This is a genomic window from Cecembia calidifontis (assembly GCF_004216715.1).
Lineage (GTDB): Bacteria > Bacteroidota > Bacteroidia > Cytophagales > Cyclobacteriaceae > Cecembia_A > Cecembia_A calidifontis.
Map to the genome: position 1 here is coordinate 4,931,298 of NZ_SGXG01000001.1, position 25,936 is coordinate 4,957,233.

A 25,936-nucleotide genomic window follows, 5' to 3' on the forward strand; every position below is an offset into this window, starting at 1 on the left:
GATGATTAAAGTAGAATTTCCGACTTACTGGTTTTTTCCAACATTCTTAAAATGGAGGGATTTGGACCCACCAAATCTTGAATAGCATCAAAAGAAATCCATGCCAAATCATTGCTTTCTTCTGATATCACCAATGGTTCATTCATCTCTGCTTCTATCAAAAAACGGACATCATAATGAAAATGCTCCGGAACTCCACCTTTTTGTGGAATAACATGCCTGTCTATATCAAAAATACCTGGATCCACTATTCTTAACGAAGTGAGACCGCTTTCTTCCCTGGCCTCTTCAAGTGCAACTTCCAATAAATTTTCATTCCCATCGGCATGTCCTCCAAGCTGAAGCCATTTATTGAGTTTTTTATGATGGGTCAATAGTGCATGCGTACGCAATTTATTGACGATCCAGGCAGAACCTGTAAAATGACCTTCTAGCCTTTCTCTGACAAATGCATTGTCATCAAAAGTCAGTTGGATAAAGTCTTTAACAAAGGATTTTTCTTCTTCAAAAGGTGTTCTGTATTTTTCAAGATTGGATCGTAGGGAAAGTCTGTCCATTTTATGTGTTGGTTTCAAAGATAAAGTCTATGAACTGGTCAAAAGGTTTGGCATCCTGATACAGGCGGTCCGAATAAACGGTGACTAAAACCTTTAGGAAACTGGGCTTATCGTTGATACTCACCTTTTCTATACTGACATTTCCAAATAGCTGATCAATTTTTTGCGAAAGATCGGCCCTGCTTAAAGGTGGCTTAAAATATTGCTTTTCGGTCGTCCTCACACTATCATTGATTTCTTCTATTTTTCTGTCAAGACTGACCTGTTTATACCCCAAATCTAACACTCGCTTACCAAAAGCAAAGAAAAGATAAGAAAAAGTTTTCTCATCAAGAGGACCTTCATAAGAAACAGCAAACCCATTGGCATAGGGTGAATTCAAAATATGTACCTCAGGAGAAGCATTGATTCCTGATTTTTTGAAATAATAATTTTTTGAAACCAATGCCATCAGGGACTCTCCTTCCTCTGATAGCATCCATTGCGCTACCGCCTCTTTGTTAATTTCGGACTGCTTAAAATTTTCCTTTATGGATAACGGTTTGGATCTCTTCGGGAACAATTTCCCCAAAACATCATCAATGAATGACGCCATCAGTGCTTTAATTTATAGTTACCACTTGGTTCTGACATTATCAGCCCCTCATCCTCCATTTCACGCAAAATCCCAATAGTAGTTTGATCATTTTTCAATCCGGGAATTTCTTGGATGGTATAAAGAGAGAACTCCTTTCCTTCACTTAAAGTTTGAATGATTTTTTTTCTTACCTGCTCTTCTCCCTTATCCAAGTACTTTTTTTTTGAAACACAGCTATCGCAAATACCGCAGGATAGATCAGAAACTTCACCGAAATAATAGGATATCTGATTTGCCCTACAAATTCCATCATTTTTGACATAGGCAATCATTGACTGTGCTTTAGAAATGGCATTCATTCTTCTTTCCTCAATTCTTTTGAGGTTGAGGGGAAGCTTACCCGCATCATAGCGCTCCGTCAGGAAGGTAATCTGGGGTTGGTCTTTTCTTTTGTTGTATGAAATCACTCCTACCTGATCCATATATTCCAACATCTTGATCAGATCCCTTTCGGCTAGCCCCATAGATTTGGCCAATTTGGATTCCTGAATTTTCAGAAATTCGACAAACAGCTCGCCTCCATAGGTCCTGAGTAAAATTTTCACCAAAGGATCCAACTTTGCATTGGCAATCTGGAATTCGTAGAGTTTACTCTGATCTATCATGAATTTCAGGGATGATGGGCTGAAAAAACTTTCATTGAGTTCCAAAAGCCCCTCTTCCTGCAGGACTTTCAGGGCATTGTAAGTCATCAGCACTTCCAGATTATAAGTTCCCGCAAACGTTGCCAGGTCGAAATCAAAGCTGCTCATCATGCCGCTACCTACAGCCATACGGTAATAGTTGGCCAGACTTTGGTAAACTTTTTTCAAAAATTCCACGGGAGGATATGCCATTTTTGCTCTTTCTTCCAGCACCTGCAAATCCTGCTGATGAGTGATAAGCACAGCATAGGCCTTTTTTTCATCCCTCCCTGCCCTGCCAGCCTCTTGGTAATAATTCTCCAGGTTTTCAGGCAGGTCCAAATGAATCACTGAACGTACATCCGGCTTGTCTATTCCCATTCCAAATGCATTGGTCGCCACCATGACCCTGATCTGATTCTTTTTCCATTCATTCTGCCTGCTTTCACGGACTTCATTCTCCAAACCTGCATGATAAAAGGTGGCAGAAATCCCCATTTGGTTTAAAATGGAGGCAATTTCTTTGGTTCCCTTCCTGTTCCTTACATATACAATGGCTGTACCAGGGACTTTTCTTAGAATTTCAATGGCTTTCTCAAGTTTGTTTTCCGCCATCCGTACAGCATAGCTCAGGTTTTTTCTTGTGAAAGAACGTACATAAACGGCAGGGGATTTCAGTTGCAGTTTATCAATGATATCATCCTTCACCTGAAGGGTAGCCGATGCAGTCAAAGCAAGGCAGGGAACATTGGGATGGTACTCCCTTATATTGGCTATTTCCAAATAAGGAGGCCTAAAATCATACCCCCATTGGGAAATGCAATGCGCTTCGTCTACTGCAATTAGATTGACCTTCATCCGCTTGAACCGCTCTATAAAAATCTCAGTTTTCAGTCTTTCAGGGGACACGTAGAGAAATTTGTAATTCCCATAAATACAATTATCCAACACCGTATCTATTTCCCTCTTCCCCATACCGGAATAGATCGCTGCCGCTAGGACTCCCCTTTTCCTAAGGTTGTCCACCTGATCTTTCATCAGAGCGATCAAAGGACTGATCACCACACATATTCCTTCCATGGCCAATGCAGGGACTTGAAAACAAATGGACTTACCTCCTCCGGTTGGCAAGAGGGCAAGACAGTCCCTCCCTTCCAGGACCGCAAGGACAATATCCAACTGTACCGGTCTAAATTCATTATAACCGAAAACAGTCTGGAGTATATGGTATGCCTTTTCTTTCAATCTTACCAGGAAATAGGTTCTTTGTTTAAAAATGCAGCGATTCCTTTTTTACAATCTTCGGATCCTCTTGCCCTTGCATTCATAGCGGCTGCATAATCCAGGCCGTCCTCCAGACTTTTCTCCTGTACCCTTCCAATCATTTCTTTGGTAAGGGCCATGGACTGCTCTGAATTCTGTTCAATTAGTTTTTGGGCATATTCATAAACTTTTTCTTCCAAGACACCGGCTTCCACTATCCAATTGATTAACCCCAGGGATTGGGCTTCCTTCGCATCAATTAAATCACCATCAAGCAAAAGCTGTTTGGCTTTTCCTTCTCCAATTTTCCGCAAAAGAAATACCTTAACAATCGCCGGTACAAATCCGATTTTGACTTCCGTATAACCAAATTTGGCTTCCGGAACCGTGAATGAGAAATCACAAACTGTAGCCAAACCACAGCCTCCTGCCAAAGCATGTCCCTGGATTTGGGCAATTATGACTTTTGGGGAAGTATAAATCCGATAAAACAATTCTTTAAGGTTATTGCTATCCAGTAGGTTTTCTTCATAAGAATTGGTCTGCAAAGATTGCAGGTAGGCCAAATCCGCCCCGGAGCAAAAAACTTTACCAGCCGCCTTGATCACCAATACTTTAACTTCCCTGTCTTTTTCAAATTCCGAAATGGCAGTTTTCAAAGCCTCTACCATTTCTGAATTGAGAGCATTCCTTTTCTCAGGCCTATTCAGTTCCAAATAGCCTATTCTGTCTTTTTTATAGGTGATAATGGGTCTTTCGCTCATTTTTTTCTGCTCAAGTAATGTTTATAAATTTAATTGAAAGATAAATTACCGATAGTGCTCTTCCAAAAACATTCATTGAAAAACGATTTTTAGCGCTTTATCTCTATTTGTCAAGGAGTCATTGGCAAAGATTTCCTTCCAATTTCCAGAATCCATTTCAACCCCCCCCGTATCCAGTCCTTCCTTCTCAAAGGAAACCTGCCCTTCTCGCATAATTAAGATATAGCCATTGGGCAAAAGAAATTCCACTCCCTCTTCCGCTTGAAAAGGAATTAACGGAAAAAATCCGGCAGAGGATTGCCTTTTCCTATTGGGGTTCACTTTGTATGTCAACTCATTCTCTTCTGCTTGATCATATACAAATAGCTTTCCTTGATACAAATAATCAATTGCAAATCCCCTTTCCAAATTATACACCAATAATTCTTCTTTTTTCAGATCCGAAATACGGTCAATCAGACGGTATGAACCTCCTAAGAAAACTAAAAGAGCCATCATCCATAAGAGTTTTTTCCCAGGCTGATAGATAAAAATCAATAAGAAACCAAGGAGAAGGAAATAAAGCACAACATCCGCAGGACTCAGGTACAATCCAGAAAGTTTTGAAAAAGGCAAAGCCTGAATAGCAAGTACCCCGAAATTGACCAACTGAATAATGCTTTCGGTAATTTTCGAGAGCCAATCGCCCAAGAAATTAACCTGTCCCAAAAGCATATAAGGAACACCAAAAGACATAATCAAAAAAGCACCGGGTATGGCAATCAGATTGGACAATAAGAAATAAACCGGGAACATGTGGAAATAAAAACTGGAAATCGGAAAGGTGGCTATTTGGGCAGCGATGCCTACCGTACTGATCTGCCAGACGTATTCCAAAATGCGGTTACCGGGAAGCCAAAGTTTTACCAATAGGGGCTGTATCAATAAAATCCCGGACAAAGCCAGATAAGACAACTGAAAACCAACTGCATAAATCAATTGCGGGTCAAAGACCAAAATTATCAAAGCCGAAAGGGCAATGGCATTGAAAATAGATGGGGATCTGGATTTCATTTGGGCCAAGCCCATCAGTGAAAACATGGTAGCGGCGCGCATTACAGAAGGTGACATGCCTGTCAACAGGGCATAGGACCAGATCAACAAAATAATACCGGTAAGATAGAGGATGCGTTTTCTTACGGAAATCCGGTAGGGTTTGATCCACAAAAAGAAAAAACCATAAATAATACCTACATGAAGTCCAGAGACAGCAAGGACATGCATGGCCCCTGCCGTGGCATAGGCTTCACTTAATTCCCTATCCAGGGATTTCTTTTGTCCCAAAAGGAGTGCCTTCGCAATTTGATTGGCCTGAATATCCTCAAAGTGCCTATCGATTTGCTCCAGAATTCTCCCCCTCAGCTGTACAAAAAAATATTCAATGGGAGATTCATAGACCCAAGCAATTTTTTGAAATCTTTCACCCACAAAGTGTTGGTGTGTGACCTGCTGGCGTGCCATGAATTTCCGATAATCGAATTCATGTGGATTTGTAGGTCCTTTGATCAATTGTGGACTGCCTTCTATCCAAACCATATCCCCTGGAAGCCACTTAACCGAGTCTTTGCGGTAGATGATTACTTCTCCCTTAAGTTCTTTGGTATCTTCCTTAAAATAGACTTTCCTGACCTTAACCCTATTGGCAATGGAATTGGGTTTGAGCTCATCCTGCCCGCTTACAACTGCCAAATACCCCATGATGGGTTCTTGGTGGTAGATCAAATGATCCTTGCTTTGAAGAAAATCACTGTAAAAAGAAACATGTACTCCTAAAAGAATAAGCTGTAAGTAAGCCAAAACCGGAAAAACCGGGTGTTTTAACTGCTTTTGTTTTTTAAATGATTTGATTACCAACAACACTACATAGACCAAAAAAAATACCGATAACAGATAATCAAAATTAGTTTTAGAAAAATGCGCCAAGTGAGGGTATAAGAGAATCCCCAGCACGAAAAAAACCAGGTATCTTAGGAATGGAAAATCAGCGAAAACCATAGCTTTAAAAATTTGAAGGAAAATACGGATAAAAATCAAAAAAGGGGGCCCTAAAGGCCCCCTCAGGTATAACTTAATCGGATAAGTTGATTAAAACCTGTAACCAACGTTTAATCCGGCTTTCAATTCAATCGCATTGAACCTATCAGCGACTTCTCCTGAAAAACCTCTGGAAACCGCCACAAAAGGTCCAAAAGCAAAATTGTTGTAGTTCCACTTATATCCTCCAATCAGACCGATGAAACCACTGTTCAGATTTGTCACAGTAACCGGTCCGTCAAGGCTTTCACGGTACTCTCCAAACCTATATTTGAAAAACGGTGAAATATGGAGCTTTCCGGATTCATTGCCTGCAAAATAGAAATTGTAAGACAATAAAAAAGAGGAAGCATTGAAGTCTCTTCCTGCTCCTGCAGAGCGGTAATTGAACCTGTCATTGATATGGAATTCCAGACCTATTGATTGGTCAGGCGCAAGGAAATGTTCATACCCTAACTCTACCGAACCAATAAGAATGGTATTAAGAAAATTCAATCTAACTTCACCTTTGGGATCTTCCAAAGCTTGAGCAAAGGTTAAATTCCCAATCAACAATAAAGCTGGCAGTACAAATAATAGTTTTTTCATGGTCATAAAATTTAAAAACAACAGTTTATACGGATCACAAATATAATTCCATTTTGTAGTGCAAGATATTACATTCTTCAAACATATCTCCAACTTGCTTAAAACCAAACTTGGCGTACAAAGGCATGGCGTCCAATTGGGCATGCATATAAAGTTTTTTCCCTTTTGATTCTGGATGATTGGCGATATCGTCCACTACGGCCCTAACCAATGCTTGCCCAACCCCCTTTCCTCTCATCGGTTTGAAAACAGCGAACCTCTCGAGTTTGATTCCCTTATCGGTAAATCTCCATCTGGCTGTCCCAGCTGCTTCACCATCAAACTTTGCTAAAAAATGGGTAGAAGTCTCCTCGAATTCATCATATTCTTCAGCAGGATCCACTTCCTGTTCGATCACAAAGACCTTTTCCCTGATATCGAATACGGTATCAAGCTCCTCCTTCGTCTTTACCTTTTGGACGCTTATGCTCATCTTTTTCAGTTACTTTTTGGGATTCATTTTTTTCGTATGCCTCAATGATGGACTTTACCAATTTATGTCTGATCACATCTTTTCCGCTTAGGTTGACAATTCCAATTCCTTTTACATCTTTGAGTACATGTAGCGCCTCTCTTAGTCCTGATTTTTGACGTTTAGGTAAATCCACCTGTGTCTGGTCACCGGTAATGATCACTTTGGAATTGGGCCCCATCCTGGTAAGGAACATTTTGATCTGCTCACTGGTGGTATTTTGAGCCTCATCCAAAAGCACAAAGGCATCGTGTAAAGTCCTACCTCTCATATAAGCCAAAGGTGCAATTTCGATTACCCTGGTTTCCTGGTAAAACTTGAGTTTCTCGGCCGGCACCATATCACTCAGCGCATCATAAATGGGCCTCAAATAGGGGTCTAGTTTTTCCTGAAGGTCTCCGGGCAGAAAGCCAAGATTTTCACCTGCTTCAACGGCTGGCCTTGTGATGATGATCCTTTTTACCTCTCTGTTTTTCAAGGCACGCACCGCCAAAGCCACTGCGATATAAGTTTTGCCTGTTCCTGCCGGCCCTAAAGCAAACACCAGGTCATTTTTAAAAGAGGCATCCACGAGTTTCCGCTGATTGGCAGATTTGGGTTTGACCACCAGCCCTTTGTTTCCGTAGATGATCACATCATTCTTGAGATTTTCTTCAAAAGGTGCACCTTCTAAAGCAATATATTCCTGAATATTTTCCGGTGTGATATGACCAAAACGGTGAAAATGCTGGAGCAACATATTGAGCAGGTCATTGATGCGCAGGATTTCAGGGGCACGGCCCTGAATCCTGATTTCATTTCCCCTAGACACTATTTTGCTTTGTGGAAAAGCGGCAGCTACATGCCTGATATTTTCATTTCCCGGGCCTAAAAAATCCAGCAAGGGAATATTTTCCAAAGTAATTACTTTCTCTACCAATCCGATACTTTTGAATTATGATTTGTTCCTATGGTGTAATGAATAAATTTCTAATTTTGTTCACACCTATCACAAAAATATAAAATTTTAACAGACTTGCTTATATGGCATTGATAACATTCACTTCGGATTTTGGAGACATGGATTATTATGTACCCGCGGTAAAGGCAAAAATGTTATCCATCAACCCTCAGCTTACGATTGTGGATATTACCCATAAAGTGGAAAACTATGATGTTGCCCATGCTGCGTTTGTATTAAAGTATGTTTACAATGAATTTCCAAAAGGAACCGTCCATTTGGTGGCCATGAATGCCACAAGTAATGTGACCGACGGTTATATCGGAATTAAATTGAACGAACACATATTCATCGGGCCTAACAATGGTATATTAAGCCTATTGTCTGAAGAGGAACCGGGTATCATTGTAAAATTAGGAGATGTGCATATCAAGGATAGCACTTTCCCCGCCAAAGACATCCTGGCCCCCGTAGCAGCAAAAGTGGCCACCGGTGCTTCCATACATGATTTTGGGGGACCATTAAGCCAAATTAAAAAGATGATCCCGAGAAATTTCAAGGCCACCAAAAAACAGATTACAGGTCATGTGATACGGGTAGACAATTATGGCAACTTGATCACCAATATTACCAAAGAAGTATTTGATACTTTGAATCCGGGAAGGTTCAATATAGAATTCAGCAGGGAAACATTGACCAAGCTCAACACGAATTATGACCAGGTGGAACCCGGGGATTGCTTTGCCTTCTTTAACAGCCTGGGCTTATTGGAAATCGGAATCAATCACGGGCATGGGGCAGAACTTTTGGGACTCAGGTATGACAGTCCTGTATTTATCAATTTTGAAACAGAGGGAACATGATGATACGCGTAGTGAGAATGACCTTTCAGGAAGATAAGGTGCGGGATTTTTTGGACAACTTTGAGGCCAACAAAGAAAAAATAAGGCATTTCCCCGGTTGCCGCTACCTGGAACTCTGGCAGGACAAAAATTTTAAAAATATTTTCATGACTTACAGTCATTGGGAATCAGAGGAGGCCTTAAATCAATACCGTGATTCTGAATTATTTAAATCGGTATGGACTTATACCAAAACCCTGTTTTCAGAAAAACCCATGGCTTTTTCAGCAAAAAAAATTGAAGAACTGCCTTGATAGCGCTTGCAAGGAAAAAAAATAGTATTCATATTTGCATCCCGTTCAGCAAGGAACGCGGAAGATTGAAATGCCCAGGTGGCGGAATTGGTAGACGCGTTGGTCTCAAACACCAATGAGGTTACACTCGTGCCGGTTCGACTCCGGCCCTGGGTACAACACTTACAAAATAACCCTTGTAAGTAATTCAAATTCAAAGGCTTACAGTGCAGAATAATATTTGGCGGGAAATTTCCTGCAAATGTCCTGCACAGTAAGCCTTTTTTTATGCCTTTTTGTTTGAGGAAATTTTTGGCAAAAAAAATCCCGGAAAAATTTTCCGGGACCAATTGAGAACAACTTAGTGGATTTTGAGAGAACCACTACTATAAAACTAATAAAGTATTTTATAAAATCCAAGCCTATGCTCCCCTGTTTTTAAGGCATATTCATATTTATAAATATTTGAACCCGAAAGGAAGCCAATCCCCGGAGCAATACCGGAGACAAGACCGGCAGAGCCCCCACCATCACGCTCCTTGATTTTTGGACATCACGTTTTGTGATAACCATATTATTTTCCTCAGTCCGGTTTACTTGGATTGTAACCCCTTCAGAAGCAATTTTGGAGGGGTTTTTCGTTTTTTTTACCTAACAATTCAACAACTTCCCTTTTACAACTTCTAAAAAGTTGTCCATCCTGGAAAAGGTAAAACACTTATTGCCAAGGTCTTTCAGGGAGGCGCCAATATGATACAGTTCCTGATCATCCAGGATCAAAAAGCGGTCATGGCTGCCCCTATTTTCTATCAAGGTGATGGGTTCGTATTGTTTGTTGTGCTTCTCCAAGTCCTTCTGCAAGACAGGCTTGATGCGTGTGTGTACGATACAGCTGACACCCTTCCTCCGCTTGCTAAGCAATAGCAGGGTTGTTTCATCTAAATAGTTATCCAAAAGTTCAATGGATTTCTTTGCCTTTTTGACCAGGTCTGATGCAAAAACATGAGCATCAAATAGCTGCCCTTCAAAGAAAATACCCTGTGTTGGTTTGGTATCTTTTTCCAAAGCTTGGAAGATCTGTTCCAGTTTACTGTCTGTTTGCAGCTGCCTCAGCTCCACTCCTTCCAGTCGTTGGATCACACCATGCAGATTGCCCAAGGTCTTACGCATGGCTACAAAAGCCTGCATGATTTGGATGCTGACTTCAATTGCAGTATCACTATTAAGTACGGCTGAGAGCATCGAAACGCCTTGTTCTGTAAAAGCATAGGGTAGTGACCTTCGCTTTGCGGTCGCAAATTGCGACTGCAAACTCTCCGAAGATATCATATTAGAAAGGTGAAGCTGTAGTGTATCCCATTCTTCTTGAGTAAGCTGAAACATAAACGTACCTGGAAACCGCTTCAAGTTCCTCTTAACCTGTTCATTCAACCTTTTCGTTTCAACATGATATACCATAGCCAAATGATAATCAAGCATTACCTGTACTCCCCTGACTGTATAATGTAGCTTTCAATATTTACCTTCATCGTCTCCATAAAAGTCTTTGTCATTTTAAAACGATGGCACCACCTGTAATCAGTTTAATTTATTATTACAACTACACTTGAGGTCACAATTTGTGACCTCAAGATAACTTTTCCAAAGTTTAAAACTTTGGAAAAGTCAAGGATTTTAAGATGCCAGAATGGAACCTCAAGTTTCCAAGATCATAAATTGTGATTTAACCCCTACTTTCCATTCAAAATCTTACCTTTGTCCACCTGCACATAATCCGGATAACCATCTACATAATACTCATTCAGTTTCCCTTTGCCATAAGGAACTAAAAAACTGTTCTTCTTTTTGCATTCATGCCAGATAACTTCTCGGGCATTCTTCATAGAAGGAAGTACTGCCCTCAACAGGACCCACCTGGCCCTGTAGAATTTGCCCAGATTACGGTAAATTTCCGCCAGATAGAGGGTATCCTTATACCTAAATCTGATCAAGGGGATCAAAGCCTTTAAATTTTCTTCCCAGATTTCCTGATCTCCATCTTTCAAAAACAACACCCTAAGATCCCAATACCGGTCATTAAAGGACCAATGCAGATTTTTTCTCAGATAAATTTCTTGTTTCTTTCCAGTAAAATCACCTGTCGCCAACATCCTATGTAGCCCATAGATATCCGGTAATCTGGCAGAGCTGACAAATCCCATATTGGGCACTTTAGCCTCCAAAGCCTTATTGCCCTCTTCATCCTTGCGGCCAAAAGGACCGAAATCATACACACCAATCTTATAGTCGTCCTTGATCCAAAATAAATGTCCACACTTTTTACACTCATTGACAATGTAATCATGAATGGCATCCAATCCTCTTAATTTTCCATCAGTAAAGCGGATACCCGTGGAGCGATAGCTGCTCGAAGGCGAGGTTTTGGAAACGAATTCCCCGCATTTGGGACACCCATAAATGGTCATATGTGATAAAATCATAAGTGTTATTACTGTTATTTTTTAAACTAAAAAAGCATCATCCAATTTACCTCCTTAGCAATTCCCCAACCTGCTTTACTACTGACCTAGACTCAGGAAGCATAGTCAAAGCCATCCAAAGGAGAAAGTAATATCAAGCGGGAGGGTAATAGCTGTTATTCCTGAACCAGTTTTTGGGCATATCCTAAGACAAACTGCGAAAATTTGGATAAAAAGCTAGGAGGTACAGTATGCTTATATTTCATAACTTCAATATCAAAAGGAATAACCTATCGTAGAAAAACGGCTTTTGTGGTTGCTTCAAACTTATCCGTTAAAGCCCTAAACTCAGCACCAAAGTCCTTTTGTCTACCTACGAAAGTAATAGCTAAACCAGTATAATACCATTTCTGACTTTCATAAGGTGCGTTAAAACGAGACCATACTTCATCCCCAACTTTCTCAATATCTGACTGAATAGACCTGATATTATCCAATTTATCAGCACAAGAAACAGCCAAAATATACTCTGAAGCTTCTTTTTTTAGATAATCCAGTGTATGTATTTTCCGCTCTAACCAAGGAGCCTCTGCTTCCCCTTCCTCCAAATGCAACTTATGCGGCTCAGTGGCCCCTCTTACCAAAGCAGCCACTTCACCACCAAACAGGCTTTCCACTTCCTCAATTTTAACTGCTGTATCTTCTACTACATCATGAAGCAAGCCTGCCATGGCTACCTTTTCTGAATACCCATATTCCAGTAATATTTTCATGACGTTTATCAAATGGCTGATATAAGGTATTTGAGTTGCCTTCCTGAAATGTCCGCGATGAGCTTGTGCCACAAACTCAATGGCATCAAAAATATTCTTTTCCATATCTATTGTTTATTTTTTCCGACACTTGTTTCCTTTTGTTCACCTGATAAAACTATTGAAATTTTATCTTGAACTAAAATAATTGACATAAAATGTCAGTTTTAATTTTCATTTTAAATTACCGATGCCCTACCAAACCACATCAGTTTTTCTTACCTTTACCTAAGGCTTTCATCAGAAATGAATTTTTATGGCTTACAACGATTCCAGACGCGCAGCCATCCGTCTGTACAAAAAATTAAAGTACGGCTGGATCTGGGCCTCTTCTACTTTCACCGGCAACTTTATCTTTGCTCTCTTTGTCACTTCCCTATTCAACAACCTGGGCTATACGGAAGAGGTCAACTATGTATTTTTCCTCAGTGTTTTAGCTATCGGGCTCTGGGTAACTGAAGCCATTCCACCCTTTTCGGTTGGAATTTTTATCATTGCTGGTCTGCTAATGGGCTTTGGCACCGAATTCATCCTGGAAGAGGAATATAAAACCCCTGTAGAGATGTATCTGGGTACCTGGACCAGTAACGTAATCTGGCTTTTATTGGGAGGTTTTTTCCTGGCAGAGGGGATGAGTATCGTGTCTTTGGACAGGGCCCTGTTTAAATTCACCTTGAACAAGTTTGGTGAAGACCCTAACCGGCTTTTGCTTGGCCTCATGCTTACAACAGCTATAGGAAGTATGGTCATGTCCAATACCGCCACTACAGCCATGATGATTTCTTCCATTTTACCTTTGGCAAGGATCATGGGTAAGAATTCCGAATACACCAAAGCCCTATTGGTAGGAATACCCGCAGCAGCTACCTTGGGAGGAATGGGCACCATCATCGGAAGTACGCCCAATGCCATTGCAGTCGGCGCCTTACAGGAGAAAGGCATCAATATCACTTTTATTGACTGGATGATTTTTGGACTGCCCACCGCCCTTATAGCCATTTTGATTTTCTGGAAATTCCTCACAAAAAAACTGCAACTCAGTCAGGTTCATCTGGACTTATCGGAATTGAACACCCCTCTCAGCATGAAGAAGGGCTTTGAAAGAAATGCCGTGCTTTTCACACTTTTTGTAACCGTCAGTATGTGGTTGACGGAACCCTTCCATGGGATTCCAATTGCTGCCACATCCGCAATCCCAATCGTTCTTTTAACATTGTTCCAAGTCATCAAGGCCGAAGACGTGCGCAGGTTACCCTGGGATACATTGATGCTGGTAGCCGGCGGCCTTGCATTGGGCATTGCGATGGTAGATGTAGGATTGACAGATATAATAATGGAAAAAATATCTTCATTGCCAATGCCCATGTTCGGAGTGGCCGTGGTATTTGCCATTATTGCAGTATTAATTTCCAACATCATGAGCAATACCGCAGCAGCATCTATACTTGTTCCATTGGGCTTATCCCTTCCGGGAATCTGGGGACTTGCAGTTCCTTTAATAATCGCACTTAGTTGTTCTTCAGCCCTGATGCTTCCTGTTTCCACTCCGTCCAACGCCATAGCCTTCTCTACAGGAATGATCGAACAGAAAAGTTTCAGATCAGGGGGGCTATTAATGATATTCGTAGGGCCGGTTTTGGCATTTTTAACCGTGCTGATTTATTCCTGGATTTTCACCTGATACCATTATACCTGGGCCACCAAGGTCTTCATTTTTTCCAATCCTGTCTTTGCCACAGTCAAAGCATCTTGCTTCCAATAGTCCTGATTGAAAAGCTCCAAGGAAAGTACCTTTTCTCCGCCCATGGCTTTGAGATCGGCAAGGATTTGCTTCATAGGGGCCGATCCATCACCCGGATAAACCCTGTCTTTGTCCTGCTGTTCTTCCCTTGGAATATGGGACACAAAATCATTCATATGAAAAACTTCAATCAAGTCTCCGCTGAGCATTTTCAGCCCATCATATCCCGAGCCTCCTCTAAAGAGGTGGTACACATCTGGCAGAATCCTGGCATCTTGGTCATTGGCAACAGCTGCCACCATGAGGACTTGCCCAAGGTGGTGGAAAAAAGGAAAGGCCCCCCAAAACTCCAATTGAGGAATGACACCGGTCTTCCTTCCCAAATCCAATAAAGCCTTATATCGCTCCCCCGCCTTGAAAAGATCCAAAGGCGCATCAACACCAAAAGCCGGGGCTGCTACCCGTTTACACCCAACGGCCGCCAAAAGCTCCATTTCTTTTTCCATTTGCTCAAAGCCGGCCTTCCTTTTGGAAGCGTCATCCACCATCCAAGGCGCAAAACCAATTGCATTTTCAAATTTAAGCCCGCTGTCGCTGATAAGTTTTCTTAAACTGGAAACAGAATTGCCCGAATTGATGTATTCCTGAAGATCTCTGATCCATAATTCTACCCCATCATAACCTGCACGGGCTGCTATTTCCAGATAACCTTTCAAACCGGGCTGTTGCCCCATAATAGTACTTGTATTCAGACAGAAACTGAATTTACCAACTGTTTTGGCCGGAGCCGCCTGCAATGCATTGGCTGTCAAAAAAGCCCCGGTTCCTAGTCCGATTGATTTGATGGCATCTCTTCTGGAAATCATGTAATTGAGGTTTTAGGTTTGGAAGATAATCTTGCTACTGATCTTAAAATTAAGCGAATTAGGCATCAACAATCAACCATTCATCAAAATATGCGGCCAAAAACCTTCAAGACCTAATTATTTTGGTAAATTAAGCTTTAATCAGTTTGGCCCTTCACATGAAGTCTTTAACGTTTTTGTCTTTTTTAGTCTTTTTGTCATTTTCGAATAAGGTCTTTGCCCAAGTTGTTACCGGTCTTGAACAATCCTACAGAAGCAATATCCCTTTTGATCAAGATGTGGTCAGCGGAGGTTACTTTGTGGATCCACCTAAGGAATTTGAAGGCCATCCCTATTTGATCACCAAAAATTTTGAATTAAGTGAAATAACCATTAACGGACTGACCTATAGCGATGTTCCCATTCTCTATAACATCTGGAAAGATCAGGTATTGACATTCCAGCCCATCCACAAACAAAAAATCCTGATCAGATCAGACAAAATCAATGCATTTACGCTTCGCTTAGAATCCCCTTTATCCTTTGTGAGATTACCGAATAATCCCTCTTATAGCCACCATGGCAGTGGTATTTATGAATATGTCGGAGATGGCCCGTCGAGGGTTTTGATCAAACACAGGAAATTAACCAAGCCAAAACGGGAATACAGTATTTACAGTGAAGTGTTTTATGAAACACAGGATTATTTCCTTCAAAAAAATGCTGAGATCCTAAAAGTATCCAATAAAAAACAGGCCATCGATTTCTTGGGTTTGGAAAACAAGGAAGTCAGGAAATTAACCAAAGCTTCCAACTTGGATTACAGAACAGATAGAAAAGGTTACTTGCATTTTTTGGTTTCACTTTATAATCAGGAGCAGAATGAAAAGAAATAAACAGATCCTGATTTTGATTTTCTCCTTGTTTGCAAGCCTACTTTTCCATTCAGAATTGCATGCCCAAGACCGGGAAAAAATTTCCGGATTATTCCCGGGCATTCCTTTTCCAAGGTTTGCCCAGCAAGTGAACTCCATGACCGGATACCGCTTCTATTATTCCATGGAATTACAGGGTTTTCAGGTCAACATCAGTGCAAAAGAAAATACGCTCACACAAATTCTGGAGGCTATTTTTGATCAGACGGATTTCAAGTTCAGCATAGATTCAGAAAACCGGGTATTTATCACTAAAAACACTCCTTTGGATCTTAGGCTTTCAAAAGATTTTTTTGATAGGCTCAAAACTGATGGAGAAGCAGATAGCCTAAATCGGCAATCTGATATCGAGAGGGCTTATTCCCGAAACAAACTCTATGTAATCGGCAATCCCAGTAATCAAAAGGAGGTTACTTTAAGCGGAAAAATCACAGGAATTGAAACCGGTAATCCGGTTTTTGGAGCTGTTGTTTTTGAAAGGGCAGAATACAGACGTGCGATCACCAATGAGGAAGGGTTCTTCCAAATTCTCTTGCCTGTGGGCCGGCACACCTTATTTATTCAGAACCTGGGGGGATTTATTGAACAAAGGCAAATCAGTCTTCAGGGAGATGGCATTCTGGATGTGGCGATTGAAGAAAATATCATTTCCTTATCGGAGGTCACGGTAAGCTCAGACCGCATGACCAATATTTCCCGACCTGAAATGGGGGTCCAAAAACTGAATATCCAGTCGATGAAAAAAATCCCCGCCATTTTAGGGGAAGTGGATGTAATCCGGTCTATTCTGACATTACCAGGCGTTCAAACTGTTGGGGAGGCTTCTGTCGGCTTCAACGTCAGGGGAGGTGCTGCTGATCAAAACCTGATCCTTTATAACCATAGTACGATTTATAATCCCTCCCATTTATTTGGACTGTTTTCCGCATTCAATCCGGATGTGGTGGAGTCTGTGGAACTATATAAAGCAGGTATCCCCGTACAATATGGGGGCAGGTTGTCCTCTGTCCTGGATGTCAAAGCAAAATATGGCAATAATGAAAAAATAAAGGTTTCCGGAGGCATAGGTCTCTTGACAGGAAGGCTGGCTATTGATGGCCCAATAGGAAAAAACACCACTTTCTCGATGGGGGCAAGAAGTACCTATTCCGATTGGCTGCTTCAGTTATTGGAAGAAAACACGGATTTCAAAAATGGCAGAGCTTCCTTTTATGACCTCAATTTCAGTATTTCCCATAAACTTAATAACAAAAACATCCTCCGGGCCAATGCCTACAACAGCAATGACAATTTCAGATTTGATAGAGATACCACTTTCCGCTACGAAAATCTGAATTTCAATCTGGGGTGGACCCATTATTTCAATGAAAGGATGGAAGCTGAATTTGTGGTCGGTAGGGATAATTATTCATTTGGCATTGAAGGAAGGGACAATCCAAGTAATTCCTATGATTTCGGGTTCAATATCCGTCAGGACTTCGCCAAAATACATTTCAATTACGATTACAACTTCAGACACAAATTCAATTTTGGTGTACATAGCACCCGATACAGGCTAAACCCTGGAAAAATCAATCCTTCAGGAATAGAATCTATTGTAGTGCCTGAAGAAGTCAATCAGGAACAAGCACTGGAGACGGCCCTTTATTTTGGCGACAATATTGAGATCAGTGAACAACTGACTGTAAGTATCGGGGGGAGGTATGCGATCTATAATTTTTTAGGCCCTAATACCAGTAGGGTGTATGCTCCTGGGCTTCCTGTTTCACGCACTACCCTAATCAGAGAGGAAATCTTCAATCAAGGCGAAGTGATTCAAACCCATCATGGTCCAGAGTTCCGTATTTCCGGCAGATATATTCTCAACAACATTTCCTCTATCAAAGCAGGATACAATACAGGAAGACAGTTTATTCATTTGATCACCAACAATGCCGCCATTGCTCCTACAGATATTTGGAAACTCAGCGACAACAATATTCTACCACAATGGGGAGATCAAATCTCATTGGGTTATTACCGAAATCTAAAGGTGGACAAATATGAATTTTCCATAGAGACTTACCATAGAAGTTTGCGAAACCTTTTGGATTTCCGCTCAGGAAGCACTTTGATTTTGAACAATGCAGTAGAACAGGCTGTGGTTCGGTCTGAGGGAAGGGCTTATGGAGCCGAGGTGTTACTAAGAAAAAATACAGGCAAACTGAATGGCTGGATCAGTTACACCTATTCCAGGTCATTATTGAGAACCGCAAAAGATGAACAGGCTGAAAAAATCAATACCGGTGAATGGTATCCCAATAATTTTGACCAACCACATAATGCCGTACTGGTAGGCAATTACGAATGGAGCAAAAGGTTCAGCACTTCCATTAATGCCAACTACAGCACCGGAAGACCCATCACCTTACCTGTGGCCAAATTTGAATATGGAGGTTCTGAAAGGGTATTTTTCTCTGACAGAAATGCTTACAGGATTCCGGATTATTTTAGAATTGACTTATCAGTCAATATAGAAGGCAACCATAAAGTGAGAAAACTTGCCCATTCCTCCTGGTCAGTGGGTGTTTACAACTTATTGGGAAGGAGAAATCCCTATTCCGTTTACTTTACCCCTGTAAACGGAATCCTGGAAGGTTTTCAGTTATCCATCTTTGCCCAACCTATTCCATTCATCAGTTATAACTTTAGAATTTAATGTTGAAAAAAATCTTCCATACCCACCTGATATTGGTCTTCCTGATAATGTTTTCATGCAGGGATCCTTTCGAGCCGAAATTGAGAGACATTCCGACAGAAGTGCTTGTGGTAGAAGGTTATATTGAAGTGGAAGGAGAGTCGTTCATCCGACTGAGTAAGACTGTACCAGTAAGAAGTACCCAAGCGAGTCCAGTAATCACAGGGGCCAAACTTTCTCTTTTGAATAGTAATAACGGGCGATGGGATTTTGTTGAAAAAGAGGAAGGCATTTATTCATTGATAGGTAATTTTCCACCTTTTGACAGCTATCAGTTACAAATTGAACTACCAGGAGCTAAAGTGTACAGAACAGAAAATTTACAGCCGGTTGTTTCTCCTGAAATTGAAGAACTGGGTTTTGTCAGGGATCAAAATGGCGTAGAAATTTTTGTCAGCACGAGAGGGAATGATCAGGCCCAATATTTCTTATGGACCTATCAAGAACACTGGATTTTTAGGCCGGGGGTCATTTCCCGGCTGATTTTTGAAAATGGACTTGTAAGATTCAGGGAAGAAGATGAAAGGATTGACCTCTGCTGGAACAATAACCTTAACCCTAAAATTGTCCTTCAAAATGCGGCAAGGTTTGAAGACAACCGCATCCTTCAGAGAGAACTGGTGCTGATTCCCAACAATTCAGAAAAACTCACAGAGCGCTACAGCATCGAAGTAAAACAAATGGCCATCAATCAAGAAGCTTTTGACTTTTGGGAAATCCTTAGAAAAAATTCCGATGATATCGGAGGGATTTTCAGCCCTTTGCCTTCTCTAATCAGAGGCAACATCTATAATGTAAGCGATGAAGGAGAACCTGTCATTGGGTATATAAGTATGGGAAAATCCGCTACCAAAAGGATTTATATAGACATCAATGATGTTTTTCCCTGGCCTGTATTTATTCCCGAATACGAATTTTGCAGAATATCCTTTCAGGATACTATTCCTCCCACTGACAAAGCTATTTTTGAAGCATTTGGGAGAGGAGATAGAATGCCTGCCAGGGACTTGAGGGCAAGCAATGGTGAGATTATAGGGTATTTTGGAGCTCCCACCCAATGTGTAGACTGTACGCTAAGAGGGACCAATGTCAGACCTGAATTCTGGGAGGATTAATGATGAGAATTATAAAACTGATTTTTATTTTATTACTAAGCTTAAATGCCTTTGGCCAAACCAGGGATGGCGAGAAAGTTTTTGCCCATTTATCCAAAAACATTTGCTTGGTCAATGATCAAATCTGGTTTTCACTTCAGGTAAGCAATGGCAATGAACCCAGTCCCTCCAAGATAGCTTATGTAGAACTAATTGACAGGGCAAGTTTGCCTGTCTTGCAATTGATCGTACCCCTATACGAAGGTAAGAATGATGGAGTACTGGAAATACCCCCCCATCTGGAATCGGATCACTATCTTCTCCGCTTTTACACCAGAACCAGCCCACTCCATGACAAAAATGGATCGGGAGTTTACAATCAATTGGTGACCATCATCAATCCGAAAAAAGGCCCGGTTTCCCAAAAACCATTTCAAGCAAAAAGCACATACAAATTTGAAAAAGCCAGGGATTTTCACATTCCGGAAAGTAGGTTGAAGAAAAACTCAGAGATTCAAATGCCACTTAACTTCGTCCAAAACACTTACCGAATTTCTGTCGGCATACAAAACCCATATTTACCGGAAAATTTTCAAGGTTTTATCGGACAGGAAATCTATCAGCCATTGGAAGGGGAAATTAGGGTCATTCCTGAACTGTATGGCCATATCGTTCATGGGAAAAACCTTGCAACTGAAATTGATACTACCGAGACCTTTTTCCTTTCAGCACATGGAAGGCAATCTGTACTGCATTCTGCTAAACCAGACCAGGAAGGCAACCTGTTTTTTGAGCTGGGCCCATTAAAGGAATATGAGTTTTTAATAGCCCAGTCCCTGAATTATGAAAAACAGCTCAATTTCGCTCCCCAATCTCCATTTTGGAATTTGAAATTAATAGATGATTTTGTTTTTCCTCCACTAAACCTGAATGAAGGAGACAGGAAGTTTCTGGAAATGTTGATGCTGGCAGCCCAGCTTAAACCACACTTTTATCCAGTGAAACGAGCTGAACAACTTCCCATAGTTACAGGGTTTGTGGCAGACAGGACCTATTTATTGGATGACTATTCACGCTTTGAAAATATGGAAACGACCCTTAGGGAATATGTCCCTGAAGTATTGGTAAGAAGACAAAACCGAAGCATGGTTTTTAAATTGCTCAACACGCCATTGGGTGGGCTGTTCCAGGAAAATCCTTTGATATTAATAGATGCCATGCCCGTATTTGATACTGGTGAGTTGGCGAAATTTGACCCAAAGGACATCGAAAAGTTGGAAGTACTTACAAGGGAGTTTTCCTTCAACGAGGATAAGTTTTCGGGTGTCTTGAGTTTAACATCGTTTCAAAATGATTTTGGGAAATTTGAACTCCCCAAAAACGCTTTGTATTTGAATTACTGGCCGATATTACAGCCCAAAAAATTGGAATCGCCCCATTTCAATCCAAAGATCGGAGCAGCAAATTACCCGGATTTCAGAACTTGCCTGCTGTGGAATCCTGAAATATCTTCCTCTCAAGCCCGGTTTTTCACCTCAGAAATAACCGGCAAATTTGAAATCAAGGTTTCCTTTGTCGATGAAACAGGAATGCTCCAATTCCTTCAATCCAGCTTTGACATTATTGATTAATTATCCTTCTTGCCCAATTCCTTGACCAAAAATTCCTGAAGTTTGGAAGCATAAACTGCCTGATCCTTAGGGTATCCGGGTACAAGCGACTGTTTTTCAGGAAAATTTTCCATGTGTAAGGTTTGGGTTGGGAACGCAAACCTTACACCCAGCCCTTTGGCTAATTTGACAATTTGTATCAAAATTTCCTGTCTGCAGCGTAATTCCTCCTGCCAGGTAGGTACCTGAAAGAATATATAAAACATGATATCCTGGCTATAGGTGGAAAGGTTGTTAAAATAAACATTATACAGGTCCTTACGGGTGTTTGGATGGTTCTCTACTATTTTTCGCAAGCCTTCCACAAAGGCCTCTATCAATTCGGGCGGCGTATCATAAGTGATGGTCAGGGTAGTGGAAAACCTCCGGTATTGTCTCAGACCATGATTGTCAATGGTCGCATCGGCAATTTTACCATTCGGGATATACATGACCGAATTTCTGAAAGTCCTGACCCTTGTGGATCGGAAACCCACTTCTTCCACCGTTCCATCCACATCACCAGAGGTGATCCAGTCCCCTACCTGAAAGGGCTTATCAATGAAAATCATAATCGAACCAAAAAAGTTTTTGATGGTATCCTGGGCAGCCAAAGCAAATGCCAAGCCTCCTATAGAAAGCCCTGTAAGAAAAGGAACGATATCTACCTCAAGCCCTTCTTTGAGTACAAACAAGGTTCCTACGATTACCACAAAAGCTTTCAAGGTCTTGCGGATCAAGGGCACCAGCTGATCATCCAATGTGGATTCCGTCTTCTCTGCCAACTTGGCAAAATAGAGCGAAACTATATCTACGATTTTATAAAAAACAATAGTGATGACCAAGGGCTTGGCTGCATTCAAGACTTTGATGACAAAGGAAACGACCTCTACAGGCAGCTGCAATAATTTTATAAAAAGGGTAGTGAGAACAAGGATCAAATAAATACTGGTGATTTTCGCCACAGGTAAAAGATACTTCTCACCGACATAAGCATAGCCCAATTTGGCCACCAGGTACAGAAAGACTTTATCCAATAGGAATGTAATCAGCTTGTGCGCAACAAAAAGAGAAAGAATAAGCAAAAACAAACCGGCCAATTGCCAAAAATGCAAGCCGAGATAAACTTGGTTCCCCATCTTAGGAAGCACATTCAACAAGCGGTCCGTTCCATAAGGGTAGGTTGCTTTATGCATCTCATCGATTTGGGAAACAGTAAATGCACTGAATTTCCATTCATCATTTACTTTCTCCAGATAAACCAAGGGAAGCTTTTTGGTATCAAAAAAGAATTTGGCCTGATTGCTGAATACCGTATCCAAAAAATCAGGCTCATTGGGAATTTCAGAAAACTTTATCAAGACACCGTTTCCATCAAATATCTGCTTCAGCTGAACAGCCAACTTTTCAGCCTCTTTCTCCCTTTCAGAACTCACATTGAGAGCCTGAGCGGCAGCTTTTGGATCATAATTATCCTCCTTGAGATTCAGAAAGAAGGTCAAAGTAGTGTGATAAGGAGTCCGAAGATTATGGTAATCCTCCTCTTCCAGGGGGATTATTTGATCATCCAACACTACCTGTGCAACAGTTGATATAGAAAAACTGACAAAAAAAAGAATCAGAAGGTATGTAAACTTAAAATGCTGCATGGTGGTAACTTTTCAATCTATCCACCGCAAAAGTAATAACATCGGAAAAAGTAGGAAAAGAAAAAAGGAAAAAGCCTCCCCTTAGGGTATTTGGGGAGGCTGCATTTTTAAATCGGTAATTTATATTCCGAAAACTTATTCCCTGAGATGGTATAGATGGTGTAATCGTTTTGACCTCCTGAATATTTGATCTCCACTTTATGGTCCCCAACGATCGGAAGGGTGTTAAGAAGCGTCCCTTCCAAATTGTACAGGTAAATAAACTCCTGGCTTTTGTCCACCACAACAAAAATATTTTTGTCCGAACCGAAGGAGAAAAACTGAAATTCCAGGTTATCTGAAAAAACATCAATTGTAAAAACCGTTTTGTATTCACGGTCCATGACTGTCACTTTATTGTACTCATGGACTACAAAAACATAACGGTCATCTTTCTGGTCTTTGATCAGGTAAAACTTGCTTTCGCGGTCAGGCCTCAAAAGCTGATTTCTATAAGTCAATTCCCCTTTAAGATTTACCTGGACCACTTCTCCTTCCGTGGTAATGGTAACAAGGCGGCTTTCTTGCGCACTTCCTCTTTCGAGGAGAATATAATCAGACGCCAATCCTTCTCCTAACCTGATAGGAGAACCCAATTCAGGCTCCCCCCTTCTATTAAAGAAATACAATTGCCCCCTGGAGGATAATGCTACCATTCTATCGCCAACACCTGCAATTCTATGATGGGCAGGCGCCGAAGATACAGGGCCACTGATGGTTTTGGGATTCCATCCCTCTAAAGCTTTGCCGTTTTTATCCAATAGGAACAGATTCCCTTCTGCTGTGGCAATAAAATACCTGTAATCTCTTGAATTATTATAATCCACTAAATTGAGATGGGTAATGGTCTGGCCTTCTATTCGAACAGGGAATCCCGAAACCAAATTACCCAACCTGTCAATAATGTAAACCTGCTTCTCCGTAGCAAACAAAAGTTGGAGTTTCCCATTTTTATAAAAATCGACTTGATGGATGCCGGACACAATTGGACCATCCAAATTATAACCAAATACCTGCTCGCCTTCGGATGTCAGAAGGTACAAATTATGGGCTTCATCCTGCACTACAAATTCCTGACTGCGGTCAATAAAATTTTGTACGATTACAGGCCCGTAAATAAGCCGGTTACTGAATGAAACTGCCCTGTTTTCTGTCAATAATACATCTTGAACCGATTTGATGGGGTTCATGCTATAACCCAACTCCATGACAACCGCATTTTTCTTTCCCATTTCCTTGACACTCAGGTTAAGCAGTTCAAAGGATTTCAATTGAGGAGCATATTTTTGAAAAAAAGATTTCCAACTTGGAGAGCTATTTTCAATAACTGCAGTCCAAAACCGCTGGATATCGATCATAAAGAAAAAGCCGTTTTCCGGAGATATATTTTCAATCAGCCTCTTCTGATTGAGGGATTTGCCCCAAGTATAATCATTATGGACATCATCGATAAAAAGTTTCATGGCCTTGCTACTGTTCGCAAATACCAGCACATCATTGACTGAAGTAATATAAGTATCAGGAAAGCCCTGAAATTTACCTCCAAATAAATGGGCAGGAAACTCTTCTGCTCCCACCATAAATATTTCCTGTTGCTGGTAGTAATCCAAAGGAGAATCTTCCAGGCCAGACCGATCCAAACTGGCATTGAATGCTCTTAATAATTGGATCTTTTCCTGGATCTGATCGGACTGGATGAGGAGTATTTTATCTTGGGGCTCGTTGGCAATCAATTCAAAAAGGATAAATGCTACTTCCCCCGTTAGGCCTTTCAAAAAACCTTGGTTCAGAAGCGACTTCTCAATATCTCCTTTTAGCGTACTGGTCCCCTTGAAGCCTTTATCCTCTATTTTAGAAAGCTGCTCAATATCTTTCAGGTGATATTGATGGTACACAGCTGTTCTATTGCTGATCAGGTTCTGGAAAGTTTTGGGATTGCCCGTGCTTGAAGCTTCAAAATCAAAACCCTTTCCATCCTGAAAATATGCCTGGCCTTCCATGACTACACGGTTGTCCAAAAACTTCAATTCAAGATTGGCAGAGACACCTTTTCTGGAGAAACTGTCAATCATTTTAAAATCGGTATTCCTACTAATCCCACTAATTATTTTGGCTATTGCCTGACCTGAAATCCTTATTACCCCCAAGCCTTTGGCACTGGGTAAAGCATCAAAAAGTTGCTTGTTATTCGATTTGAAATTTAATAGGTTACTATTTTGGGCGTAACGGATAGCATCCTCCACCAAAAAAGAGCTGTAACTGGCAACAAACACATTTCCGATCAAGGCATAACTCAGATTCCGCTCCAAATCAAGACTTTGGAATTCTTTGATCTCAATGTTGCTGTAACTCCTGGTGTTGATTCTGGAAAGAGGAGGCAAGTTATTCTCTAAATCCTTAAGAATCTCAAGATTTGAAAGGTCTTTGAAAGCAATGGTGTACAAAAAGTCAAATTCCTCCCTTCCCACTGGGTGAAGTGAAAGCACAAATTGATTTCCTTTTAAAGCCCGCTCCAGTCTCCCTCCTTTCCCCAATAGGCTGTCCAGTGCCATTACCTGATTTTGTGCATGATACAAAGAAGGCAGCTCTGAAATTCGGCTCCAAAACGGTTGAGTTACCAATTGATTCCATGCCATTACCGGCTCAGTAGTTTCAAAAACCAAAACCGCCTCTGAAGAAACAAGCTCAAGGGCATTTCTTTTTGAAAATGGAAAACCTGATTTAACAAAATAGAAAACTGCCCCTGCGATACCAACCGCTATCAACAAGACGAAAACAATTCTTCTAGTACTCACTTAAACCTATTCTTTATTGCAAGATTCAATTTTTCAAGTCAAAATAAACAAAAAATCCCGATTTGAAACCGGGATTTTGATAATCTATTT

Annotated in this window: 21 protein-coding genes and 1 tRNA gene; 8 read left to right on the forward strand and 14 right to left on the reverse strand. The window is 41.0% G+C overall.

Annotated elements, in window-relative coordinates:
- Positions 1–5 precede the first annotated feature (5 nt).
- The 8 genes from BC751_RS21315 to BC751_RS21350 form a co-directional block, all read right to left on the reverse strand.
- Positions 6–557 carry an NUDIX hydrolase gene (locus BC751_RS21315; protein ID WP_130277368.1) on the reverse strand — a complete coding sequence of 184 codons (552 nt, stop codon included), beginning with the start codon at positions 555–557 and terminating at the stop codon, positions 6–8.
- A 1-nt stretch (position 558) separates the two neighbouring features.
- Positions 559–1,152, reverse strand: a complete 594-nt coding sequence (locus tag BC751_RS21320) for a hypothetical protein (protein ID WP_130277369.1) — start codon at positions 1,150–1,152, stop codon at positions 559–561.
- The gene (locus tag BC751_RS21325; protein ID WP_130277370.1) at positions 1,152–3,062 is read right to left on the reverse strand and encodes a RecQ family ATP-dependent DNA helicase; all 1,911 of its coding nucleotides are present in this window, start codon (positions 3,060–3,062) and stop codon (positions 1,152–1,154) included. The genes BC751_RS21320 and BC751_RS21325 overlap by 1 nt, the downstream gene beginning before the upstream one ends.
- Before the next feature lie 2 nt (positions 3,063–3,064).
- Positions 3,065–3,844, reverse strand: coding sequence for an enoyl-CoA hydratase/isomerase family protein (locus BC751_RS21330; RefSeq protein WP_130277371.1), 780 nt, complete (start codon positions 3,842–3,844; stop codon positions 3,065–3,067).
- A gap of 72 nt (positions 3,845–3,916) precedes the next feature.
- On the reverse strand, positions 3,917–5,878 hold the full coding sequence (locus tag BC751_RS21335) for a ComEC/Rec2 family competence protein (protein WP_130277372.1): 1,962 nt from the start codon (positions 5,876–5,878) through the stop codon (positions 3,917–3,919).
- 90 nt (positions 5,879–5,968) lie between these two features.
- The gene (locus BC751_RS21340) at positions 5,969–6,505 is read right to left on the reverse strand and encodes a DUF3575 domain-containing protein (RefSeq protein WP_130277373.1); all 537 of its coding nucleotides are present in this window, start codon (positions 6,503–6,505) and stop codon (positions 5,969–5,971) included.
- Between the two features lie 34 nt (positions 6,506–6,539).
- Positions 6,540–6,977, reverse strand: coding sequence for a GNAT family N-acetyltransferase (locus tag BC751_RS21345; RefSeq protein WP_130277374.1), 438 nt, complete (start codon positions 6,975–6,977; stop codon positions 6,540–6,542).
- Positions 6,934–7,935, reverse strand: a complete 1,002-nt coding sequence (locus tag BC751_RS21350) for a PhoH family protein (RefSeq protein WP_130277375.1) — start codon at positions 7,933–7,935, stop codon at positions 6,934–6,936. Before BC751_RS21350 ends, BC751_RS21345 begins: the two co-directional genes overlap by 44 nt.
- Before the next feature lie 104 nt (positions 7,936–8,039).
- Between BC751_RS21350 and BC751_RS21355 the strand changes: the two genes are divergently transcribed.
- From BC751_RS21355 to BC751_RS21365, 3 genes are all read left to right on the forward strand, one after another.
- The gene (locus tag BC751_RS21355; RefSeq protein ID WP_130277376.1) at positions 8,040–8,819 is read left to right on the forward strand and encodes an SAM hydrolase/SAM-dependent halogenase family protein; all 780 of its coding nucleotides are present in this window, start codon (positions 8,040–8,042) and stop codon (positions 8,817–8,819) included.
- On the forward strand, positions 8,816–9,112 hold the full coding sequence (locus BC751_RS21360; RefSeq protein WP_130277377.1) for a putative quinol monooxygenase: 297 nt from the start codon (positions 8,816–8,818) through the stop codon (positions 9,110–9,112). Before BC751_RS21355 ends, BC751_RS21360 begins: the two co-directional genes overlap by 4 nt.
- Before the next feature lie 72 nt (positions 9,113–9,184).
- Positions 9,185–9,268: transfer RNA gene (locus BC751_RS21365), tRNA-Leu, on the forward strand.
- 474 nt (positions 9,269–9,742) lie between these two features.
- Here BC751_RS21365 and BC751_RS21370 read toward each other — a convergent pair.
- The 3 genes from BC751_RS21370 to BC751_RS21380 all read right to left on the reverse strand — a co-directional run bounded on the left by BC751_RS21370 (position 9,743) and on the right by BC751_RS21380 (position 12,428).
- Positions 9,743–10,570 (reverse strand): ORF6N domain-containing protein, encoded by an 828-nt coding sequence (locus BC751_RS21370; protein ID WP_130277378.1) that lies wholly within the window; start codon positions 10,568–10,570, stop codon positions 9,743–9,745.
- A gap of 251 nt (positions 10,571–10,821) precedes the next feature.
- Positions 10,822–11,571 (reverse strand): hypothetical protein, encoded by a 750-nt coding sequence (locus tag BC751_RS21375; protein WP_130277379.1) that lies wholly within the window; start codon positions 11,569–11,571, stop codon positions 10,822–10,824.
- A gap of 269 nt (positions 11,572–11,840) precedes the next feature.
- On the reverse strand, positions 11,841–12,428 hold the full coding sequence (locus BC751_RS21380) for an HD domain-containing protein (RefSeq protein WP_130277380.1): 588 nt from the start codon (positions 12,426–12,428) through the stop codon (positions 11,841–11,843).
- A 190-nt stretch (positions 12,429–12,618) separates the two neighbouring features.
- Here BC751_RS21380 and BC751_RS21385 point away from each other — a divergent pair, with 190 nt between their 5' ends.
- Entirely contained in the window at positions 12,619–14,043 is a 1,425-nt protein-coding gene (locus tag BC751_RS21385) for an SLC13 family permease (RefSeq protein WP_130277381.1), read from the forward strand.
- Positions 14,044–14,048: 5 nt separating this feature from the next.
- Here the strand turns inward: BC751_RS21385 and BC751_RS21390 are convergent, their stop codons facing one another.
- Positions 14,049–14,969, reverse strand: a complete 921-nt coding sequence (locus tag BC751_RS21390; protein WP_130277382.1) for a sugar phosphate isomerase/epimerase family protein — start codon at positions 14,967–14,969, stop codon at positions 14,049–14,051.
- Positions 14,970–15,127: 158 nt separating this feature from the next.
- Here BC751_RS21390 and BC751_RS21395 point away from each other — a divergent pair, with 158 nt between their 5' ends.
- The 4 genes from BC751_RS21395 to BC751_RS21410 are packed head-to-tail and all read left to right on the forward strand — an operon-like array spanning position 15,128 to position 21,345.
- Positions 15,128–15,844, forward strand: a complete 717-nt coding sequence (locus BC751_RS21395) for a hypothetical protein (protein ID WP_130277383.1) — start codon at positions 15,128–15,130, stop codon at positions 15,842–15,844.
- Positions 15,831–18,581, forward strand: a complete 2,751-nt coding sequence (locus BC751_RS21400; RefSeq protein WP_130277384.1) for a TonB-dependent receptor — start codon at positions 15,831–15,833, stop codon at positions 18,579–18,581. The genes BC751_RS21395 and BC751_RS21400 overlap by 14 nt, the downstream gene beginning before the upstream one ends.
- On the forward strand, positions 18,581–19,735 hold the full coding sequence (locus BC751_RS21405) for a DUF4249 domain-containing protein (protein WP_130277385.1): 1,155 nt from the start codon (positions 18,581–18,583) through the stop codon (positions 19,733–19,735). The genes BC751_RS21400 and BC751_RS21405 overlap by 1 nt, the downstream gene beginning before the upstream one ends.
- On the forward strand, positions 19,735–21,345 hold the full coding sequence (locus tag BC751_RS21410) for a hypothetical protein (RefSeq protein WP_242617564.1): 1,611 nt from the start codon (positions 19,735–19,737) through the stop codon (positions 21,343–21,345). Before BC751_RS21405 ends, BC751_RS21410 begins: the two co-directional genes overlap by 1 nt.
- On the opposite strand, the gene BC751_RS21415 is transcribed toward BC751_RS21410, so the two are convergent.
- Both BC751_RS21415 and BC751_RS21420 read right to left on the reverse strand, forming a co-directional pair.
- A complete protein-coding gene (locus BC751_RS21415) occupies positions 21,342–23,012 on the reverse strand; it encodes a mechanosensitive ion channel family protein (protein WP_130277386.1) in 1,671 nt (556 codons plus the stop codon). The two genes, BC751_RS21410 and BC751_RS21415, sit on opposite strands and share 4 nt — an antisense overlap.
- 107 nt (positions 23,013–23,119) lie before the next feature.
- Positions 23,120–25,846: a hypothetical protein gene (locus BC751_RS21420; RefSeq protein WP_130277387.1), complete on the reverse strand. Its 2,727-nt coding sequence runs from the start codon at positions 25,844–25,846 to the stop codon at positions 23,120–23,122.
- Positions 25,847–25,936: the final 90 nt, after the last annotated feature.

Bases quoted from the DNA above. Each gene is read 5' to 3' on its own strand.
- BC751_RS21315 (WP_130277368.1), bottom strand. From the start codon at position 557: ATGGACAGACTTTCCCTACGATCCAATCTTGAAAAATACAGAACACCT.
- BC751_RS21320 (WP_130277369.1), bottom strand. From the start codon at position 1,152: ATGGCGTCATTCATTGATGATGTTTTGGGGAAATTGTTCCCGAAGAGA.
- BC751_RS21330 (WP_130277371.1), bottom strand. From the start codon at position 3,844: ATGAGCGAAAGACCCATTATCACCTATAAAAAAGACAGAATAGGCTAT.
- BC751_RS21335 (WP_130277372.1), bottom strand. From the start codon at position 5,878: ATGGTTTTCGCTGATTTTCCATTCCTAAGATACCTGGTTTTTTTCGTG.
- BC751_RS21340 (WP_130277373.1), bottom strand. From the start codon at position 6,505: ATGAAAAAACTATTATTTGTACTGCCAGCTTTATTGTTGATTGGGAAT.
- BC751_RS21345 (WP_130277374.1), bottom strand. From the start codon at position 6,977: ATGAGCATAAGCGTCCAAAAGGTAAAGACGAAGGAGGAGCTTGATACC.
- BC751_RS21355 (WP_130277376.1), top strand. From the start codon at position 8,040: ATGGCATTGATAACATTCACTTCGGATTTTGGAGACATGGATTATTAT.
- BC751_RS21360 (WP_130277377.1), top strand. From the start codon at position 8,816: ATGATGATACGCGTAGTGAGAATGACCTTTCAGGAAGATAAGGTGCGG.
- BC751_RS21370 (WP_130277378.1), bottom strand. From the start codon at position 10,570: ATGCTTGATTATCATTTGGCTATGGTATATCATGTTGAAACGAAAAGG.
- BC751_RS21375 (WP_130277379.1), bottom strand. From the start codon at position 11,571: ATGATTTTATCACATATGACCATTTATGGGTGTCCCAAATGCGGGGAA.
- BC751_RS21380 (WP_130277380.1), bottom strand. From the start codon at position 12,428: ATGGAAAAGAATATTTTTGATGCCATTGAGTTTGTGGCACAAGCTCAT.
- BC751_RS21385 (WP_130277381.1), top strand. From the start codon at position 12,619: ATGGCTTACAACGATTCCAGACGCGCAGCCATCCGTCTGTACAAAAAA.
- BC751_RS21390 (WP_130277382.1), bottom strand. From the start codon at position 14,969: ATGATTTCCAGAAGAGATGCCATCAAATCAATCGGACTAGGAACCGGG.
- BC751_RS21395 (WP_130277383.1), top strand. From the start codon at position 15,128: ATGAAGTCTTTAACGTTTTTGTCTTTTTTAGTCTTTTTGTCATTTTCG.
- BC751_RS21400 (WP_130277384.1), top strand. From the start codon at position 15,831: ATGAAAAGAAATAAACAGATCCTGATTTTGATTTTCTCCTTGTTTGCA.
- BC751_RS21405 (WP_130277385.1), top strand. From the start codon at position 18,581: ATGTTGAAAAAAATCTTCCATACCCACCTGATATTGGTCTTCCTGATA.
- BC751_RS21410 (WP_242617564.1), top strand. From the start codon at position 19,735: ATGATGAGAATTATAAAACTGATTTTTATTTTATTACTAAGCTTAAAT.
- BC751_RS21415 (WP_130277386.1), bottom strand. From the start codon at position 23,012: ATGCAGCATTTTAAGTTTACATACCTTCTGATTCTTTTTTTTGTCAGT.